Source organism: Oceanobacillus indicireducens, assembly GCF_014647195.1.
Taxonomy (GTDB): domain Bacteria; phylum Bacillota; class Bacilli; order Bacillales; family Amphibacillaceae; genus Oceanobacillus; species Oceanobacillus indicireducens.
Window position 1 is genome coordinate 14,180 of the sequence record NZ_BMOS01000008.1, and the last position, 18,457, is coordinate 32,636.

Genomic DNA, 18,457 nt, shown 5'->3' on the forward strand with positions numbered 1-18,457 from the left:
GTATAATTGTGTATTAAGAAGTTAGTACACTAGGTGTAAACAGAGCGTATTAAGCACGCAATACATCCGATATGCTGTATTATATGCTTAATACACGTAACTGTCAATCTCTTTTTTAAAATATATTTCCCTTTCTCCTAAACCCTCGGCCGCGGAGGTTTATGTTACAATAAACTTTATGCAAGATGAAACGATTAGAATTAAAGGGAGTTAATATAAAATGAAGTTGGTCTCATGGAATGTGAATGGAATACGTGCTTGTGTCCGGAAAGGATTCCTGGATTACTTCGAGGAGATAGATGCAGACATCTTCTGTATTCAGGAATCGAAAGTACAAGCTGGTCAAATAGATTTGGACTTAAAAGGCTATCATCAATTTTGGAACTATGCCGAGCGGAAAGGCTATTCTGGGACGGCTGTTTTTACGAAGGTTAAACCAATAAACGTCCGTTACGGAGTTGGTAGTGAGGATTCGGAAATCGAAGGTCGCATCCTCACGCTCGAATACGAAGATTTCTATCTCGTTAATGTGTACACGCCAAATGCAAAGCGTGATTTAACACGGCTTGAGGAGCGCCTTGAATGGGAAGATAAACTATTTGAATACCTGCGTGAACTTGATGCTTCAAAACCAGTCATCTATTGCGGCGATTTAAACGTTGCGCATGAAGATATCGATATTAGAAACTTTAAGACGAATAAAGGTAACTCCGGCTTTACAGTAGAGGAACGGAGTAAAATGACGCGAATCCTGTCCAATGGTTTCATTGATACATTGCGGTACTTCCACCCGGATACGGAAGGGATTTATACCTGGTGGTCGTACATGAAGACGGTTCGGGAGCGGAATATTGGTTGGCGGATCGATTACTTCATCGTTTCGGAGCGGCTAAAAAACGCTCTTGTTCAGTCTGTGGCACATCCGGATGTGATGGGGAGTGACCATTGTCCGATCATGCTGGAGTTGGACGCGGAATTGTTAAACAGTTAACAAACGATATCATGTCTATCATCATTCATTTCTAAAGGAAAAAGCCATTTTGATTTATCGGTCAAAATGGCTTTTTTAATAAATATTCGTTTTAATGTTCGTTATGCGAATTTCAGGGATAACAAGTAGGGCAATGAGAAACATTCATAAATGGTGCATAGACGTTTATGAATTTACGTCAATCTTCTCACAAATCCTCTTTAAAACCACCCTGCAGACCTTGAGCACTTAAACTGTTCCTATCCACTTTATAAGCAAACGACCACGTATCCCTTTCCTCTCCTTTCTCCCACGTTTCCGTGAAGGTAACGAGATACGTTTCTTTGCCAATTTCTTCTACACTCGTTTCTTTTATAACGCGATAATCCTCAATTCTTTCTTCCCACTTTCCAACAAACTTAGGGAAGCCTTCCGTAATTGAATCTTCATCAGAAGTTGCCTCGAGAATGGCATCTTCCTCTGTAAATGGTGGCAGGGGAGGTGAGATAATCTGTAAATAACCCCAGCAAATAACAATAGTAGCGATTGGTATAAGGAAGGCGGCTTTCATACCTTTTGCCTTTTTCCTTCTGCCCTGTAACCATTTATCGATAATCCCATAGAGAATCGCAGCCATCATTCCATACAAAGCGGCCAATAGATTATGAAACAGGATACCATTGGCTAATCCAAATAAGCCAAGAAGCATTACATACAACCAATCATACTGTTGAAACCACTTTCTCTGTAAAAGTTCAATCACCACGGATACAATATTTCCATATAAAAGGATGATTAATCCGATATACATTGTATAAACATAGAACCAACCGAGGAACTGATTTCCTTGATTATATTCCATTTCAGAGCCAAAATTGATCGTGAAAAGAGCGAAAAAAATGGAAAGAAGCGAAGTCGTAACAAAAGTCGTAGTTAACTTCCTAAAAATAAGTATTCTTGTCCCCCCTTTCATACATATCCCCTAACATCTAAATTCTGTAGGGAGAGCTAGTTCCTTTCTTAGTTGCACTCTATTCATAAATAATATCATAATACCTTAAATTTTATTTGTTATTTCACACAATTTTTTCACTGATAGACTTCATAAATCCCGAACGAACTAGAGCGGAATAAACAGGCGATTAGAGCACTTTTATTCACTCAAACGAATTCGAATCCAGCCGCCTTATCAAATAAACTAATACCATCTGCTCGGTGAAGTGTATCGAGTAGTTTTCTTTCTTGCATCCGGTTTATCAGTGGTACCGCAAGAATATTTTCACTACGTATTCCCATTTCCTCGATTGCGGTGATCACTAGTTCAAGATATATTGAATGCTCAAATGTAGAAAAAATTTGCAATCTATTTCACCTCGTAAGATCTGGAATTTTAAACGGAGATTGTTGATAATTTTGCTGGAGAAATTTTCGTTGTTCGCTTTCAAACAACTTGTTATTTTCCACTGTATTCACATAAGCATCATACACGGCAAACGAGAAATACGAAGGAATAAATAAAAACCATTGCGGGTTAAGTGATGCTGTCGCCTGTTTAATTTCTCCTAGGAAAAGGAAATGGACAGCAATAAGTGCATTCGAATAATAAACAAAAATGATAGAAAAAATTAGCATAAGAGCAGCTGTTAACCCCCGGTGTATATATAATTGCCCCAATCCCGGGGTGAAAATAGACCATAATACCGCCATCAATGGACTTCTTTTATCCAAATAATTAATTCCTACAGAGCCAATGGCATAAGAATTAAAGCTGGCATTTTCACGTTCAGCTAATATGAAAATCTTATTCAGATCTACTGTTGTTCGGTAACTATCCCATATAGCGAAAATATAGACCGGTAAGTATAAAAGAAGTACTCTTGGCTCGAGAACCTCCCTTGCCATCTGAAAGTTACCGGTAAAAGAATACACAATAGCCAGGTTCAAATGAGACATATTATTCACGATAATCTCCCAAAAGAAAAAGGAATACCCTCTCAGGTACTTGGATAAGAGTAAATGGCCACACCCTGGGAACGCAGCAGACCACCAGGCATTAATATAAGGATTTCTCAGATGAAGTTGCGTAGTGCTATATAAACTAACATGCGCTTTATAACGTCTCGCTGTATTATCATTATTATAATTGTTCATTTTCGTGGCTCCTTAGGGAAATGATCAAACCCCTTGCTCTCGTCGATTCCACGGATCCATTTATAATAAAGCAATATTATGCAGAATAATATGGGATAAACGAGAGCGGAATATGTCAATTTCCACCAACCATGATGAAAGAATCCCCATGGTCCAGGCAGCATGGTTAAAGCTTCAAAAACCGTAATGATTAGGGACCAGAGCAGAATATATAGTACGCGCTTGAATCGAGAGCTTTGAGTTGGATATCCATTTAAAAATAGAAGAGCAGCTGGCGGGGATAACAGAGCAACCGGAAGAACATCCAACCATTGAAGTCCCCTGTCGAAATACCAATATGCCCCGTATTTCACACTCAAAAAGAGATCAACTGATAAGTGAAAAAGGATAATAAAAACACAGATGTGAACGATATGACTTTTAGCGAGTCGCTTCACCCATAAAAATGCACCCATGTTTAACACAATGATGGCAATAATAAGTCCAAGCATAAAGAATAATCTCCTTCTCTTTAAAGATTATTCTTTGCTAATTCATCACGGAGTATTCGAGCTCCCGTGATCACTTTTAATTTAGGAGCATCCGCTCAAAAAGGGTGAACCAGGAACTTGTCCCAATCCACCCGCTTTCCTTATTTATCCTTACTGCTTTATCTTCTGAAAATAATCAATCATCCCTAGCGCACTAATCTGTACATCCAAGTTAATAATAATGTACACCTCATGGTCATCCTGGATGCCTAGACCTCTTAAATGTTCCTTTACCCTTTTCATAATTCTGCGAGCGATTTCATTATAGTCGCCGCCTTCATCTACAACTTCTTCCGCGATTTCCACATAAATATCCAGCCACTGTGCCACTTGCTTCAACGCTTCCTTTGGATTTTCCGTCATACCGAAATGACCGAAGTAAATTCGGTCGACATCTTTTTCCGCAAAGCGATTAATTGAAGCATGCATATCATTCGGATTGAAATGGTTTGGTGATGTCGTTGGTAAGTATAACTCCACCCCATCTTGCAGTAATAATTCATAACGGACTCCCGCTGTATCCCCTGTGAACATTCCATTACTTACCGGATCAAAAATGCTGAAGTGGTGTTTCGCATGTCCCGGTGTGTCCCAAAATTCCAATGTGCAATTCGGTCCAATATCAAGCGTGTCACCTTCAGATTTCTCAACTACTCTATCCGCCGGAACCGGAACAATCGGATCATAAATTTCCGAGAAACTTTCACCATAAATCGCCCGCGCACCTGCCGCAAGCTTCGTCGGATCGATCAAATGTCTCCCGCCGCGCGGATGGACAATCAACGTCGCATTTGGACATTGCTGGAGTAGAAAGCCTGCGCCACCCGCATGATCGAGGTGAACATGGGTAACGATAATATACCTCACTTCCGCAAGGGATCTACTTAAGCTTTCAAGCCCGCGCTTAATATATTTCACCGACGGACTCGGCCCCACCTCAATCAATGTCAATTCCTCTTCCTGAATGACATATGTACCTGTTCTGCTTGGTATGTCCATATCAAACCCATCAATCAACGAAATTCGTTCATCCAACTGGATCGGCTGCTTTTCCTTCACGGTACATCTTCCCCCTTATTCTTCAACTATCCCCATCATAACAAAATTTCAAGTAACCTGTATAAAACGAAACTCATTTAATTGGAGCTTTGTACTTTTCTCACGGAATGTTAGTTGGATCAATCAAGGGGGAACGTCCGTTAGCTCCCGCTTAAAAAAAGATTACTTTCTTTTTTAGGCAGGGGAATTACAAATGATTACCCGTGAAAAGTCGAACACAAATCGCTTGGACAAAATTATTATGCATAACATTCCTCAATCAGAAGAAAATAATACCGATCATATGAAGGAGGTCATCCAATTGTTCAATCAACAACAAAATCAAAATTTTAACGAATCATCCCAAATGCCGGCCCAAGTAAGTCATGGAGGACATGAGCTTTTTGATTCTCATGAGGCGATTGATGGTTTAGTCGGCGCGCTTGAACATTCTGTTATATACGAACAGCATATTCAAGACCCGGAATTAAAGCAACTTCTTTCCAGACAGAAATCGTATTTGACTCAAATGTACAATACGATTATCGATGCCCTGCAAACCGGTCAGGAGCCAGCTGTAAAAACACAAACGTATAATATGCCATATGGGAATGATACAACCTATGGCATGGAACCAAGCCAACCGAAGACTCCTGCCCAATCGATGAATGAAATCAATGACGCCTGTTACTCCAGCTTTATGATGGGACATTTAAAGGGCTGTGCGTCCCACTTCACAACGACAGCACTGGAAGCGACAAACCCAGTCCTGCGCCGTGTATTTGCTGACAGTATCCCGAATCTCATTGAAATGGCATATGAAATTTTCCTTTACCAAAACAAAAATAAATATTATCAGGTACCGCAATTGAAACAAGAAGACATGCAAAATTATATAAACAGCTTTGGTAAAGTCCAAGGGCAAATGCCTCATTAAACGTAAAGGAGACTTATCATGGGTAGAGATGAACACAAGAGAAGGAAGAATGCTGCATTAGGCCAAACACCGAAGCACCAATTAAAATATAGCGATGGAATCGATGTCGAATTTTCCGATGAGTTTGCCGACGCGGACGACTGGGAAGCTCAAGCAAGGGATCGAGCAGCCATCCGAAGAATTAAGAATAAATGACAAGCGTCAGGTCTTCACATGGTGGAGGCCTGATTTTTCATTTGGAAAAGATCACAGGTAGAACTGCCTTAGTTGATTTTTAGCCATGTTTCACGTACATTTAGAGTAAGAAGACATCTCCTAAAGGATGATTAACAATGAGCAGAAAAAATGTAGATGACTATATAACAGAAGGGATACACGGCGTCCGTCTTCCAAAAGAAGATGAAAGAATCCGGTTTCTCGGTACTTTGCGCGAACGGGTCGTCATTGCCCTTACAATCGGTCAGGTGATGAGTGACTCCGGACTCGAAAAATTAGAAGAAGCGATGCAGCAGCATCCCGGTACAAGGCTCATTATGAATGGACATGTTGCCTACCGATTTCTAACAGAGGAAAAAGCACTCGCCACAAAGTACAACATCCCTTATACTACGATCACCAACGAAGAAAATAATACCGATATTGGCGCTGTTTTAACGTATGATCACGCCATCGATAAAGAAGAAATCTTCATTAAAGAAGAAGAAGCAGAAGAAGAAAACGAGGAAGAAAAAAAAGAAAAAACCCTGCGTTCAAAAATTAAAAACTGGTTCCGGTAAACGGGGAAATAATGTTACGAGAAGTCTTAGGAGGTTTTTACGGTGAGAATTACGTCAATTGAACCTACGCCAAGCCCCCACTCCATGAAAATCAATGTGAGTGAGGAACTGCCAGCTGGTGAGAATTATAATTATAAAGCTAGTGATGACTTAACAAATGCTCCTGAATATGTGAAAGAGCTCTTTCAGATTGAAGGTGTTAAAAATATTTATCGTGTCGTTGATTTCATTGCACTAGCACGAGCTCCGAAAGTTCCTTGGGAAGAACTCCTTCCTCAAGTGCGTGAAGTGCTTGGGTCGGAAGAAACTGTCGAGGACTTACATATGGAAGAAGCAAGCGAACCGACACAAGATTTCGGGGAAATAAACGTGTTTGTCCAATTTTTCCGAGGTATTCCAATCCAAGTAAAGTTAGAAGAAGGCGATGACGAGAAACGTTTCGGCCTTCCGGAAGAATTCCAAGAAGCAATCATGAAGGCAACCGCGGCGTCGGATAGTTTTATTTTCGAACGCAAATGGGTCGAACAGGATCCGCGTTACGGAAAAAGTGATGAAATTGGTAAAGAAGTAGTGGAAGAACTGATTGCTACCCATGATAAGGAAAAGCTCAATCAGCTTGTTGAACTTGCTATTGAGGATCGCGACGCTTCGGAACTGGAACGTGACTCAGATGAGGACATACCATTAGAGGTACTGGATGATCCCGATTGGAAAGTGCGTTATGCGGCACTCGATAAAATCATCGAACCAACGCTTAAGCATCTTCCGCTGTTAGATAAAGCGTTGGATGATGCAAAGGCATCTGTCCGGAGACTCGCAACCGCTTACCTTGGCATGATTGAAGAACCGGAAGTACTGCCATCGCTGTATAAAGCACTAAAAGACAAGGCAGTGAACGTAAGGCGAACGGCAGGAGATTGCCTATCCGACCTTGGGTTTACAGAAGCAATCCCAGAAATGATTAAAACATTGGATGATAAAAGTCAGATCGTTCGCTGGAGAGGTGCCATGTTCCTTTATGAAGTCGGGGACGAGCGAGCCATTCCTGCCCTTGAAGCAAAGGTCAATGATCCAGAATTTGAGGTCCGGATGCAAGTACAGCTCGCCCTGGAGCGAATTAAAGGCGGCGAGGAAGCGAAAGGATCTGTGTGGCATCAGATGACACAGGCTGTTTCGAAAAAAGATTAAAATGAACTCCTAAAGCTGGTATGTGGAAAGCTTTAGGAGTTTTTTAATTGGAAAAGTAGTATAGTGTTAGTGAACTTCATGAAACTAGTATCACAATATAAAGTAGTCCTTGAAAAAGTACACGTTCTTCATTATAATTCTTCAAATTATTTATGTATATCGCCACGGTTATCAATTAGTATATATCACCAATTGGAGGTTGTATTGTAAGCCCTTGTAAAGCTTTTTTTATTCTAACTTGTACAGATTTCTCTTTTCCTTAAAAATTCAATCGATTCACGACTCAGTGTCAGTTGGTAAGTTAAGCTCATCCATTGCTTCCTCCCATGACACAAACTCAGAGTTATTCTTTAGTTGTCGTTTTTCCTCTTCACTCAAAGGAGTTTCGTCCGGTTCTAATTCCATAATTTCTTCCCAATTTGGTCGGACATGGCTTATCGTTAAATATTTTAAATAATCATATGCTGATTTCTTAGCGGATTGTGGTAGGTTCTTTACCATTTCAACTAATTCTTCATTACTTATAGCTATTGTTCAACCTCCTTTGTCCGATATTAAAGACTGGCATTTATTCTACTACTGTTTCCAATACAAATGATAATGATATTCGCAAGCTTCATTAAATAAAGAGGCGCACCTTAAGCAGCGATCCGTGTGCAAATATTCATCAATCGTATGCTCCTTACGACAGACACCGCATAGCACAGCTTTTTCATCATATTCCATCCTTTCCCATAATATCGGCTTGTGATCTTCCGCCTCCGCATGGCATTTGTAGCAAGGATAGTATTTATCGCAGCACTTGAATTTGATAGCGATAATGTCTTTTTTCGTTTGATAGTGAGTGCAACGCGTTTCATCGTCCACTGTAAAACCATATACTTTTTTCATTCCATCCCCTCCTTGTTATACTGGTAGACGTTCATTATACTTTAGATAAAACATAATGAACTCCCTCAATTTTGTCAAAATAAAAAACGAAAATGTGAGGTTAATGGAATGAGATATATCATATTATTTATAAGCGTAATTTTTCTCGTGGGTTGCAATGAGCCTACTATTTCTGAACCCGAAAAAGTGGCAGGGATCGTGCACAAAGTGAAATTTAAAGAACAACTAGAATCAGAGATTGATTTAACGTTATACGAACGTGAACCTAACGAATGGGGAGAAATCGTCACAGGAGTGAAAACACGCTTCGTTACAGATGAAAAAGAAATTGCCCTTACGTTTGATGCGTGTGGTGGTGACTTCGGGAACGGCTATGACGAAACATTGATTACATTTCTACGTGAAGAAGGGATTCCCGCTACGTTATTTGTAAATGAACGATGGATTCTAGACAACGAAGAGACTTTCCTGGAGCTCGCAAACGATCGGCTTTTCCAAATCGAAAACCACGGAACGACCCACGCTCCACTTTCTGTTGATGGAGCTGAGGCCTGTGGAATTCCGGGCACGAATTCAGCGGAAGAGGTTTTTGCTGAAATCATGGACAATCACGATACCATAAAGGAGTTAACCGGACGTGACATGAAGCTCTTCCGCTCCGGGACAGCCTTTTATGACGAGGTTGCTGTGGAACTTGCCAACGACTTAGGATATGAAATCGTGAATTTTGATATTTTAGGAGATGCGGGCGCGACATACTCTGCTGCAGAAGTGGAACGTGCTTTACTAGGTGCAGAGGCAGGATCGATTGCGTTGTTGCATATGAACCAGCCAAATAGCGGAACAGCCGATGGTGTGCAGGCTGCAGTTCCCCTTTTACAAGCAGCAGGATTTGAATTTGTACAATTGGCTGATCAGAAGTTAGAATGATTATTAAGATTTCTTTGGTGTATTTAATCCCTAAAAGGAGGTATTCGCGTGATGGCTCATTCCCTCGGGCTTTCTGGAAGTGTTATTTTATCTGACCCTAATAAACTACCAGACTTGTTCACCTATGAAATGATTAACCATATTGAAATCGGGGAATTTCCAGATGAAGCAGCTTTTCATCAGTTCTTACATCTTAAAAGAAAAGAAAACGTAACATATGGAATCCATTCGCCATTGCTTAGAAACATGAGCAAATATGACCTATTGGAGAAGGTCCAATTCGAACCAGAGGAAGCCTGGGAACAGTTTGAATCCGAGGTCGAGGCTATGGCCCGATTAGGTGCAGCGTATATTTTAGTCCACTTCCCATATTTTAAAGAAGAAAAGGATACAGATACAGTAGATATTATTGAAAGCGGACTGAAAAAGTTTCATCAGCTTCAGGAAAGGTATGCCATCCCGATCGTCTGTGAACCGAAACTGGGGCATAACCGCTCCCCCTTTGGCATTCAAGCATTGGACCGGTTCCCTCTCGAGACTTGGAACAAATATGGGATTAAACTATGTATTGACGTTGGCGATTACTTACTCGCTACTGACAGTGATGCTTTAAACTATGTAAAGAAATGGCGAGATCATATTAAAGTCGTTCACTTACATCATGTGGAGTTCCATGGTGAGAAATATATATGGGTACCAGTCCACCAATCATACGAAGTTATCGATTCTCATTTTCAGATAAAAGGACTCATTAAACAGCTAGCCAAAAGCCCCGATGTATTTTTTATTTTCGAGCATACCCCACATTCCAAACCTACCAGAGCTTTTGTCGAGGAGGGTATTCAGTGGGTTAAGGAGTTAATCAATAACTAATCTGAAAGTAGGGAGCGAGGGAAATATTGTGTTACAGCGTATCATTCAACAATTTGGCTTACAATTAGAAACGATTCATGAGGTAGATGATTCACATAGTTCTACTGTCTATCGATGTCAATTATCAAATAATGAGTATGTTTTCTTAAAAATTCCTTATTCAAACTTAAAATTCCAAAGAGAATTGGAAGCGTATCATATTTTAAAAGGAATCATCCCCATCCCAGAATTATTGGATTCTTGGTCCGGTAATGAGGAAATACCGGGAGCTCTTTTGTTATCTGCATTAAAGGGACACCCCCTGTCTGAAAACGATTCCCAAGCAACAGCCTATCAAGTTGGTGTTGTACATGCATCCATGCATGGCATCGAGCCACCACATCCATTACATACGATTCAAAACGAATTTGCTAATTGGCCCATGTTTATTGAAAAACAATTTTACAGTTTTGCAGAGGATGTAAAAGAAATAATAGATGATCATTTATTTAGAAAAGCTCTAAACAAATTTGAGTTCATGAAAGATCAGCTGCCGAAACCCGACGGCCCGAGTTTTATTCATATGGATTTTCGACCGGCAAATATAATAATCAATAATGGAAACGTTTCTGGAATAATAGATTTTGAAAGTGTGAGATTTGGAGCTACAGAAGTGGATTTTACTAAATTGTACCGGGATTATTTAAGCTATGATGAGAAATTATTGCAAGCATATACATATGGATATAACAGTGTAAGGCCCTTAGTTAATTTAGAAATCGTACTGCCATTTTATCGCTTCACCGATGCTTTTAACAGTATCGGCTGGTGCAGACGACGAGGATTGGAAAAAAACAAAAGATTTTTAATGGAAAATATTACTGCATTAAATCAACTTCTCACGTGACAGATTGTATTTAAGGGGCAATCATCCCCTTCTTATCCTATATAGAAGGTTTCCTTTACACGAGGCAAGCGTTTTCATATAATATTAGTAATTCACACAACTATAAGGAGGTCGTCAGATGGAGCGCATTCAAGAAGGCACATTATTATGGGAACCAACACAAGAGAGAAAAGAAAACAGCAATCTGAACCACTTCATGGTCTGGCTGCAACAAAATCGCAACCTTTCATTTGATAGCTATGACAAACTATGGGATTGGTCCGTATCCGAACTGGAAGCATTCTGGGAAGCGATGTGGGAATACTTTGATATCGAATCAAGCACCCCTTATCGATCCGTCCTCTCTGCACGGAAAATGCCCGGTGCGAAATGGTTTGAAGGTGCTAAAATCAATTATACGGAACATGTTTTTAGAAATAGAGATTCAGAGAAAACGGCAATTATCCATACATCCGAAGTACGACCTGAACTTAGAGAAGTGAGCTGGGGGAAGTTGTACGAGGACACCTTAGCCATCCAACAAACATTGAAGAAACTCGGTGTGCAAAAAGGGGATCGAGTCGTTAGCTACAGCGCCAATAACTATGAAACCGTTGTCGCCTTCCTTGCAACCGCAAGCATAGGAGCAATCTGGTCCAGCGCGTCACCTGACTTCGGAACGCAAAGTGTCATAGACCGCTTTAAACAAATCGAACCAAAAGTTATGTTCACCGTAGATGGCTACCGTTATGGCGGGAAAGAGTTCGACCGACTGGAGACTGTCCAATCGATTCAATCGGAAATCCCTTCTCTTGAAGCAACCATCACGATACCTTATTTACAAACCGATGCTGACTTTAGCAAGCTGAAAAAACCAATTAGCTGGGAAAAGGCTACAGAAAATACAGAAACAAAAGGCTTAACGTTTGAACACGTCGAATTCAATGAACCGCTTTGGATCTTATTCTCTTCCGGCACGACTGGAAAGCCCAAACCAATCGTACATAGTCAAGGCGGTATGTTAATCGAACATTTGAAGGCGCTCACCTTCCATTGTGACTTAGGTGAGGATGATCGCTTCTTCTGGTTCACAACAACAGGCTGGATGATGTGGAATTTCCTAATCGGCGGCTTGCTGACGGGAACAACGATCATACTTTATGACGGAAATCCTGCATATCCATCCACCGATACGCTTTGGAAGCTTGCACAAGATACGAATATGAACCTCTTCGGAACAAGTGCAAGCTACATCACAGCATGCATGAAAGAAGATCTTAAGCCGAAAGAGAAATTTGACCTAAGCGCATTACAGAATATTAGCTCGACTGGCTCCCCTCTTCAGCCTGAAGGTTTCAAATGGTCCTATGATAACGTGAAAGAGGATCTCTGGATTGCTTCCGTCAGTGGCGGCACCGATGTTTGTACAGCCTTCGTTATTGGAGCACCTGTTTTACCAGTCTATGCCGGGGAATTGCAATGCCGTGGTCTCGGTGCAAAAGTGGAAAGTTTTGATGAAGCTGGCCATGCCCATATTGATGAAGTCGGGGAACTTGTGCTAACCGAACCTTTCCCAGCGATGCCTATTTTCTTCTGGGATGATACAGATGGAACGCGTCTCTATGAAAGTTATTTTGACTTGTATGATGGAATCTGGAGTCACGGAGATTATATCAAAGTGACAGACCGGGGAACTTGTGTCATTTATGGACGCTCGGATGCAACAATCAATCGGGGGGGCATCCGGATTGGTACGAGTGAAATTTATCGTGCTGTTGATAAGATCCCAGAAATTGAAGACAGCTTAATCGTCGATATCCCGTCACCTTCCGGGGATTCCCATACCCCATTATTTATCGTCTTAAAAGAAGGATACGAGCTCACGGATGAGTTAAAGACAAGTATTAAGAAACAGATTCGGGATTATTGCTCACCGCGTCATGTTCCAACAGGTATCTATGCAGCACCAGACTTGCCGAAAACATTAAATGGTAAAAAGCTAGAAGTACCTGTAAAGAAGATTCTGATGGGTCAACCAGTGGAAAGCGTTGTAAATAAAGGTTCGCTAGGCAATCAGCAAGCGCTGGATTACTTTTTGGAGTTTGCGAAAGAATTGTAATAGAGCTGGAAACAGGACTTGGAGATAAAATCCCCAAGCCCTGTTTTTTAATGCTAATCACCAACTATCCTAGCCAAGGGAACTCACGCATAGTGAATGAATGAACTTCCTAAACTGGCAAATCAACTGATAAAGTGAAACTTCATTCAGTGGGGAATTCCTTACCTCCCCACTGAATGTTAGTTGAACAGAATCAGGTATTTACGGACTGTATAGCCCCAATCTTCACATCTTGGGCTTCCTTCCATGTTTAGAGGTGGGGGAATTACAGACCGTTAATACGTGATAAAAACTCAGGCAATTGTTGTTCACGTTTGTCGAGCATAATCTGTTCTGGCTTGATGCCCCGCTCTTGCAATACTGCAATGTTCTGCTTGAGGAATTCGTCACTGCCAACAACATAGAAAAGGCCATCCCTATCTTCAGCAAGATTTTTCACCTCTCCATAGTAATCTTCACGGTTATCGACAAACTGTGATGTGAACTTCTTGTCAGGGGCGGATGCAAAAATATCTGGGAATAGGAAATTTCTTGATGAATCGATGTTTAAGGAATGGATTTGTTTAACGTTGTCAGAACGGTCGAAATAATCAAGTACAAGCGGTCTGAAAGTTGCCAACCCGACACCTGATGACAACAGGTAAACATTTTTGTCTTCTCTTTTTAGCGGTACATTCGAATGGATTTTAAAAATGGCAACTTCATCGCCGACTTCAAGCGCTCTTAAATTCGCTTTAAACTCCGAACACTGCTCTCTAATGCGTGTAGTAATACCGATAGAAGCTTCATGAGGTAAAGTGGATATGGACATGTGGCGAATTAAACTGCGGTTTGGCTTATCTCCCGCATTAAATCCTTCCAGTGCCAAGTGAATATGGGCTCCTTCTTCCCATGTTAGACCTTCCGGGCAATCGACATGGTAGGTTTTAACCTCTGGTGTTTCTTCTATAATATTATTTATTTTAGTCCAATATATTTGCATGACTTATTCTCCTCACTCCATAATCTGGATTGTTACCATTTAATATACACTAAATGATAACAATTCTCAATTAAATGGATGGATTCTTCAATAATTTAACTCTCCTTCATGCGAAATTTCCTGCAGCATCTCCACCCTATTACCGAAAGGATCTCTAAATTCAAACCGCTCATAATTGGGGATTGGTATGGATTCTATAATTTCGACACCATTCTCTTCTAAAACCCTTCTCCAATATGTGATATCCTTCACTTGGTAAGCTACATGAGCTTTTGTTTTTGTTCGATCGAAGTCCTCTTCTGTTCCAACATGTATCTCTTTGTCCCCTACTTTTAGCCAAAATCCCCCGCGCCCTTGCAGAGATTCCGGCTTTTCAATTTCAGGTAATCCTAAGACATTGCAATAAAATTTTTTCGCTTCCGTTTCCATGCCCTAATTTGAACATGATGCAGACCAATAATCATGTGAATTCCTCCGTATTTTTCATTATCAACCGCTAGTTTAACTTTACTAAAAATTGGTAAATAAATAAAATATATAATTATTATATAAAGAGATAATTAAAAGTTATAGAGGTTAACTTCTTTTTTGCTTTTTAAGCATTTCCTTTAAATATTCCTCTGACTTTCCTCTAGGAATGCTTAAACTTTTCCAGTTTTCCCCTTTCAATTGCTTACCGATATAGACAATTTGGCCAACATGATATGCATAATGTGCTACTTGTCTTTCGATCGCTTCCATAACCAAATGATTTTCTCCCCGAATAGATATATTCTTCATTAAATCCAACTCGTCTAAGCCATGAAGGGTATCGAATAAAACTTTCCAGCCCTTTTCCCAGTAAGTAATGATGTCTGATTTCCCCGAAATGTCATCTATGAATTCTTGCTCACGGTTTCTGTCAGCTTTTTCACCGTCTGTCGTTAGAAAGTCGCTCCATCTTGAAACCATATTTCCACTTACATGCTTAACAATAACAGCAATGCTATTCGACTCGCTATTATAACTCCAATGTAATTCCTGTTCTGATAACTGATTTATCGTTTTGTCCCCTAGGATTTTTACGCTTTGAAACCTATCAATTACGATTTTCAAATATTCCTTTCCAAGTTCCAACTGATTCTCCCCTTCCATTGTTTCGTAAATTAGTTCAAAGAATCCAGAAGCTAGTTTATTCATAACATCTGGTTTTCCTCACTAGTCTAATACCACAATTCTCTATTTCAATTAACTTGGCATGTGAAATATGTTCTATCCTTATCTATTATCAAGTGAATGGTGGCATTCTTTTTCACTATATTTGGTAGCTTCTTCAAAAATATCAGTAACACCATTTGGAAGAAGAATATCTTTCTCGCAAAACTGCTTTACCTCTTTCCCCTTTTTCGTTACCCCATAATAATAAGTTATATCTCGTTCATCCTTGAAAACAACCATATAATGCCCGTGATAAAAATCTCTATTAATCAAATGCTTCGGCTCTACATAATGTGCGTCAGCGATTTCTCCATCAGTATAGCCTTGCTCCCCAAGGTAAGCTGGCACGTGCTTATTCGCAATATATTTCGTATATGGGTTTCCATTATTTAGTACATAAAGAAAACCAGCTGGAATAGCTGCAATTATCACGACAACGGTAATGAGACTAATAAATATCAGTTTCTTTTGCATTAAGAGTTCCCCTTGTATATTTTTCCCTAGTTTATATTTAGAGCTTAACTTCTCTTTTCAAACTGCTTCTTGCTGTTATTACAATGCACGCAATACTGATTAGCACACCTAGAATTGCAACGACACTTACTCCAATACTTTTCTGGATAATAAACCCAATTGGTACCATCCCTAGAAATGCAATTGCTACAATTGCTTGAAATACGATAAATATAATGTTTGCAGTCCGATTTTTGAATAAAGCTAGAATCAGCCCCGGTAAAAAAAGAATAACAGCCATTCCAATGGACAACCACAAACCAAGTGGTTCATCATACGAAACAGTATTAGGGCCCGTCGGATGTCTCGCCGCGATTAAAATCGCAGCTATAGCTAGAATTAACAAAAATAAGACCATTAAAAATTTTTTCACGACCAAGAGCTCCTTTTTATTATTTCATTCAGATGATAAACTTTCCTTGATGTACGCTTCCTTTCTAATTATTACGTTTCCGTCAATGTAAAGTTTCACTCTTCGGTCAAAATTAGTAGATGTGGCAACCCTCAACCTTAGACAACTCACAAACTCGCCAATTGGTTGAATAAAAGGCTTGACCACTCCAAGTATCAATCCAAATTCAACTAGCATTAGTAATACGAATTCTTTCCAGCCCCAATGGTCATATTTTTTCCAATTCTTTTGCTGTAATTGCATGCGTCGTCTCTCTTCCTAATTATGGTATAACCCAACTATATTGAATGACCTATTTACTTTAGAAAAAATAATTATTTTAAAATCACTTTCTCTTCCACTGGATAATATTCGCTAAACGGACAGCTTAACTGCGCGAAATTGAATAAGGTAAGTGTTTCAGATGTTGGTTAAGATCTCTATATGCCCGGACAAACCCGATTTTTGTTTATTCGGGGGATTAGAGCATCTCTTATTGCCTGAACAAATTCTAATCTTGCTCATCCGGGGGATTAGAGCACCTCTTATCGCCTGAACGAATTCAGAATTTGTTCAAATGAGCAATTAAAAGTTAAAACGTCTCTACTCTCTTGATTCTTGGAATCGTGCCCAAAGCTACAATGAATTACTAGTTGCACTGATTATACCAGAGGAAGGATAGCTCACTGTTTCAGACTGCGAAAGTTGAATTTCTTATGATCTAAGCTCTATAAAAACAAGAAGCCTCCTCGTCAAGGGCTTCTTGTTTAATGCGGTATCTTTTTTTATTTCAAGATGAAATCCATTGCCCACCATTTACATGAAGTGTTTGCCCTGTCACAAAGCGTGAATCATCTGATGCGAGATAGACAAAGGTTGGTGCAACTTCAAAGGGCTGTCCTTGACGTTGCATCGGGTTCCCAACTAATGTCACTTCATCTGCAGAGAAGCTCGCCGGGATGAGTGGCGTCCAAATCCGTCCTGGCGCAATAGCATTTACCCGGATCCCCTGATCGATCAAACTATTTGCAAGCGCACGGGTAAACCCAATAATAGCTCCCTTCGTTGCTGTATAATCGATTAATTGATCATTCCCATCGTATGTCACAACAGAGGATGTATTAATGATGGAGCTGCCTGCTTTTAAGTAAGGAAGTGCTGCACGAGTGGTGAAGAAATGCGAGTAAATATTTACTTTAAACGTATCATCAAATTGTTCATCGGAAATATCAAGCAAGCTCAATTGTTGAAATTGAATTCCGACATGGTTACATAAAATATCAAGCTGTCCCCATTTTTGAATCGTTTTTTCTACAATGTCGATACACTGCTCTTTTTCTCGCAAGTCACCAGGCAGCAATAAACAACTTTGTCCAAGCTCCTCAATTCTTCTCTTTGTCCGATTCGCATCCTCATGCTCATCTAAATAAGCAATCGCAATATTCGCCCCTTCTTTTGCAAAAGCGATAGCGGCTGCTGCCCCCATTCCACTATCACCGCCTGTGATAAGAGCTACTTTTCCTTTTAATTTATCGCTGCCTTTATAATTTGGATTTTCGATAATTGGCCGCGGAACCATCAGTTTCTCTACACCTGGTTGACGTAACTGCCGCTGTTCAGGAACTGTAATCGGGATTTCTTCGTATCTCGTTATTTTCCCGTAATTGGGATACATTGGATAATCGCGTCCGTCCGTGTTTTTGTTTTTCTGCTGATTTAGAGACATAGTGACCTCCCTGAAATAGTCATTTGCCCTAGGTTATGTTGCTGATACTATTAAAGTGCATGGTCATTGTTGGTGATATTCAAATTATCGCTCTTGTACGGGCTCAATCATTACCTAGGTTGAATAAAGTGAAAGAGTGACCTATGGAAGGAGGGTATCGTTTGCATTACTATAATCCAGAAGTAAAGTTATTACTAATCAATCATTCCGATAAAACAGTGCAATTGTTATATGATGATAATCCACAAACATTTACCATGCCCTTGATCGGACCAAGACCACCCTATTATTATAATCCACGATATGAAGAGAATTATCCTATTATCTAGTCAAACTGGGACACGGGGTCAGACCCTGATGTCCCAGTACAGTATCAAATG

General features: G+C 40.1%; 22 protein-coding genes and 1 pseudogene. 10 read left to right on the forward strand and 13 right to left on the reverse strand.

Annotated elements, in window-relative coordinates; all coding sequences use genetic code 11:
* The first annotated feature begins 220 nt into the window (after positions 1-220).
* Positions 221-991 (forward strand): exodeoxyribonuclease III, encoded by a 771-nt coding sequence (locus IEX94_RS07065; RefSeq protein WP_188856622.1) that lies wholly within the window; start codon positions 221-223, stop codon positions 989-991.
* A gap of 187 nt (positions 992-1,178) precedes the next feature.
* On the opposite strand, the gene IEX94_RS07070 is transcribed toward IEX94_RS07065, so the two are convergent.
* From IEX94_RS07070 to IEX94_RS07090, 5 genes are all read right to left on the reverse strand, one after another.
* Entirely contained in the window at positions 1,179-1,943 is a 765-nt protein-coding gene (locus IEX94_RS07070) for a glycosyltransferase family protein (protein WP_156856090.1), read from the reverse strand.
* Between the two features lie 188 nt (positions 1,944-2,131).
* Positions 2,132-2,332, reverse strand: a complete 201-nt coding sequence (locus IEX94_RS07075) for a hypothetical protein (protein ID WP_188856623.1) — start codon at positions 2,330-2,332, stop codon at positions 2,132-2,134.
* A 6-nt stretch (positions 2,333-2,338) separates the two neighbouring features.
* Entirely contained in the window at positions 2,339-3,121 is a 783-nt protein-coding gene (locus tag IEX94_RS07080) for a hypothetical protein (RefSeq protein ID WP_188856624.1), read from the reverse strand.
* The gene (locus tag IEX94_RS07085) at positions 3,118-3,612 is read right to left on the reverse strand and encodes a CBO0543 family protein (RefSeq protein WP_188856625.1); all 495 of its coding nucleotides are present in this window, start codon (positions 3,610-3,612) and stop codon (positions 3,118-3,120) included. Before IEX94_RS07085 ends, IEX94_RS07080 begins: the two co-directional genes overlap by 4 nt.
* A 150-nt stretch (positions 3,613-3,762) precedes the next feature.
* Positions 3,763-4,710, reverse strand: a complete 948-nt coding sequence (locus IEX94_RS07090) for an MBL fold metallo-hydrolase (RefSeq protein ID WP_188856626.1) — start codon at positions 4,708-4,710, stop codon at positions 3,763-3,765.
* A 283-nt stretch (positions 4,711-4,993) separates the two neighbouring features.
* Between IEX94_RS07090 and IEX94_RS07095 the strand changes: the two genes are divergently transcribed.
* The 4 genes from IEX94_RS07095 (at position 4,994) to IEX94_RS07110 (ending at position 7,590) form a co-directional block, all read left to right on the forward strand.
* Positions 4,994-5,626 carry a spore coat protein gene (locus IEX94_RS07095; RefSeq protein WP_370459745.1) on the forward strand — a complete coding sequence of 211 codons (633 nt, stop codon included), beginning with the start codon at positions 4,994-4,996 and terminating at the stop codon, positions 5,624-5,626.
* A gap of 18 nt (positions 5,627-5,644) precedes the next feature.
* Entirely contained in the window at positions 5,645-5,821 is a 177-nt protein-coding gene (locus IEX94_RS07100; RefSeq protein ID WP_188856627.1) for a YfhD family protein, read from the forward strand.
* 137 nt (positions 5,822-5,958) lie between these two features.
* A complete protein-coding gene (locus IEX94_RS07105; protein WP_188856628.1) occupies positions 5,959-6,402 on the forward strand; it encodes a YueI family protein in 444 nt (147 codons plus the stop codon).
* 42 nt (positions 6,403-6,444) lie between these two features.
* Positions 6,445-7,590 (forward strand): conserved virulence factor C family protein, encoded by a 1,146-nt coding sequence (locus IEX94_RS07110; protein ID WP_188856629.1) that lies wholly within the window; start codon positions 6,445-6,447, stop codon positions 7,588-7,590.
* 276 nt (positions 7,591-7,866) lie between these two features.
* Here the strand turns inward: IEX94_RS07110 and IEX94_RS07115 are convergent, their stop codons facing one another.
* Both IEX94_RS07115 and IEX94_RS07120 read right to left on the reverse strand, forming a co-directional pair.
* Positions 7,867-8,091 (reverse strand): hypothetical protein, encoded by a 225-nt coding sequence (locus tag IEX94_RS07115; protein ID WP_229782610.1) that lies wholly within the window; start codon positions 8,089-8,091, stop codon positions 7,867-7,869.
* Positions 8,092-8,166: 75 nt separating this feature from the next.
* A complete protein-coding gene (locus tag IEX94_RS07120; RefSeq protein WP_188856630.1) occupies positions 8,167-8,481 on the reverse strand; it encodes a CHY zinc finger protein in 315 nt (104 codons plus the stop codon).
* Positions 8,482-8,679: 198 nt separating this feature from the next.
* On the opposite strand from IEX94_RS07120, the gene IEX94_RS07125 reads away from it, so the two are divergent.
* The 4 genes from IEX94_RS07125 to IEX94_RS07140 all read left to right on the forward strand — a co-directional run bounded on the left by IEX94_RS07125 (position 8,680) and on the right by IEX94_RS07140 (position 13,268).
* Positions 8,680-9,411, forward strand: a complete 732-nt coding sequence (locus tag IEX94_RS07125; RefSeq protein WP_229782611.1) for a polysaccharide deacetylase family protein — start codon at positions 8,680-8,682, stop codon at positions 9,409-9,411.
* 51 nt (positions 9,412-9,462) lie between these two features.
* Entirely contained in the window at positions 9,463-10,284 is an 822-nt protein-coding gene (locus tag IEX94_RS07130; RefSeq protein ID WP_188856719.1) for a sugar phosphate isomerase/epimerase family protein, read from the forward strand.
* A gap of 28 nt (positions 10,285-10,312) precedes the next feature.
* Complete coding sequence (locus IEX94_RS07135) at positions 10,313-11,170, forward strand: aminoglycoside phosphotransferase family protein (protein WP_188856632.1); 858 nt, start codon at positions 10,313-10,315, stop codon at positions 11,168-11,170.
* A 118-nt stretch (positions 11,171-11,288) separates the two neighbouring features.
* Positions 11,289-13,268, forward strand: a complete 1,980-nt coding sequence (locus IEX94_RS07140; RefSeq protein WP_188856633.1) for an acetoacetate--CoA ligase — start codon at positions 11,289-11,291, stop codon at positions 13,266-13,268.
* Positions 13,269-13,533: 265 nt separating this feature from the next.
* Here the strand turns inward: IEX94_RS07140 and IEX94_RS07145 are convergent, their stop codons facing one another.
* The 6 genes and pseudogenes from IEX94_RS07145 to IEX94_RS07170 form a co-directional block, all read right to left on the reverse strand.
* Entirely contained in the window at positions 13,534-14,250 is a 717-nt protein-coding gene (locus IEX94_RS07145; RefSeq protein ID WP_188856634.1) for a dihydropteridine reductase, read from the reverse strand.
* Positions 14,251-14,337: 87 nt separating this feature from the next.
* Positions 14,338-14,714, reverse strand: a pseudogene (locus tag IEX94_RS07150) (VOC family protein).
* Between the two features lie 112 nt (positions 14,715-14,826).
* Positions 14,827-15,366, reverse strand: a complete 540-nt coding sequence (locus IEX94_RS07155; RefSeq protein WP_156856126.1) for a DUF1572 family protein — start codon at positions 15,364-15,366, stop codon at positions 14,827-14,829.
* Positions 15,367-15,507: 141 nt separating this feature from the next.
* Positions 15,508-15,921 (reverse strand): DUF3139 domain-containing protein, encoded by a 414-nt coding sequence (locus IEX94_RS07160; protein WP_188856635.1) that lies wholly within the window; start codon positions 15,919-15,921, stop codon positions 15,508-15,510.
* 37 nt (positions 15,922-15,958) lie between these two features.
* Positions 15,959-16,333 (reverse strand): YdeH family membrane protein, encoded by a 375-nt coding sequence (locus IEX94_RS07165; RefSeq protein ID WP_229782612.1) that lies wholly within the window; start codon positions 16,331-16,333, stop codon positions 15,959-15,961.
* Between the two features lie 808 nt (positions 16,334-17,141).
* Positions 17,142-18,077: an SDR family oxidoreductase gene (locus IEX94_RS07170; RefSeq protein WP_188856636.1), complete on the reverse strand. Its 936-nt coding sequence runs from the start codon at positions 18,075-18,077 to the stop codon at positions 17,142-17,144.
* 143 nt (positions 18,078-18,220) lie between these two features.
* Here IEX94_RS07170 and IEX94_RS07175 point away from each other — a divergent pair, with 143 nt between their 5' ends.
* A complete protein-coding gene (locus IEX94_RS07175) occupies positions 18,221-18,406 on the forward strand; it encodes a hypothetical protein (protein ID WP_156856110.1) in 186 nt (61 codons plus the stop codon).
* The last annotated feature ends 51 nt before the right edge of the window (positions 18,407-18,457 follow it).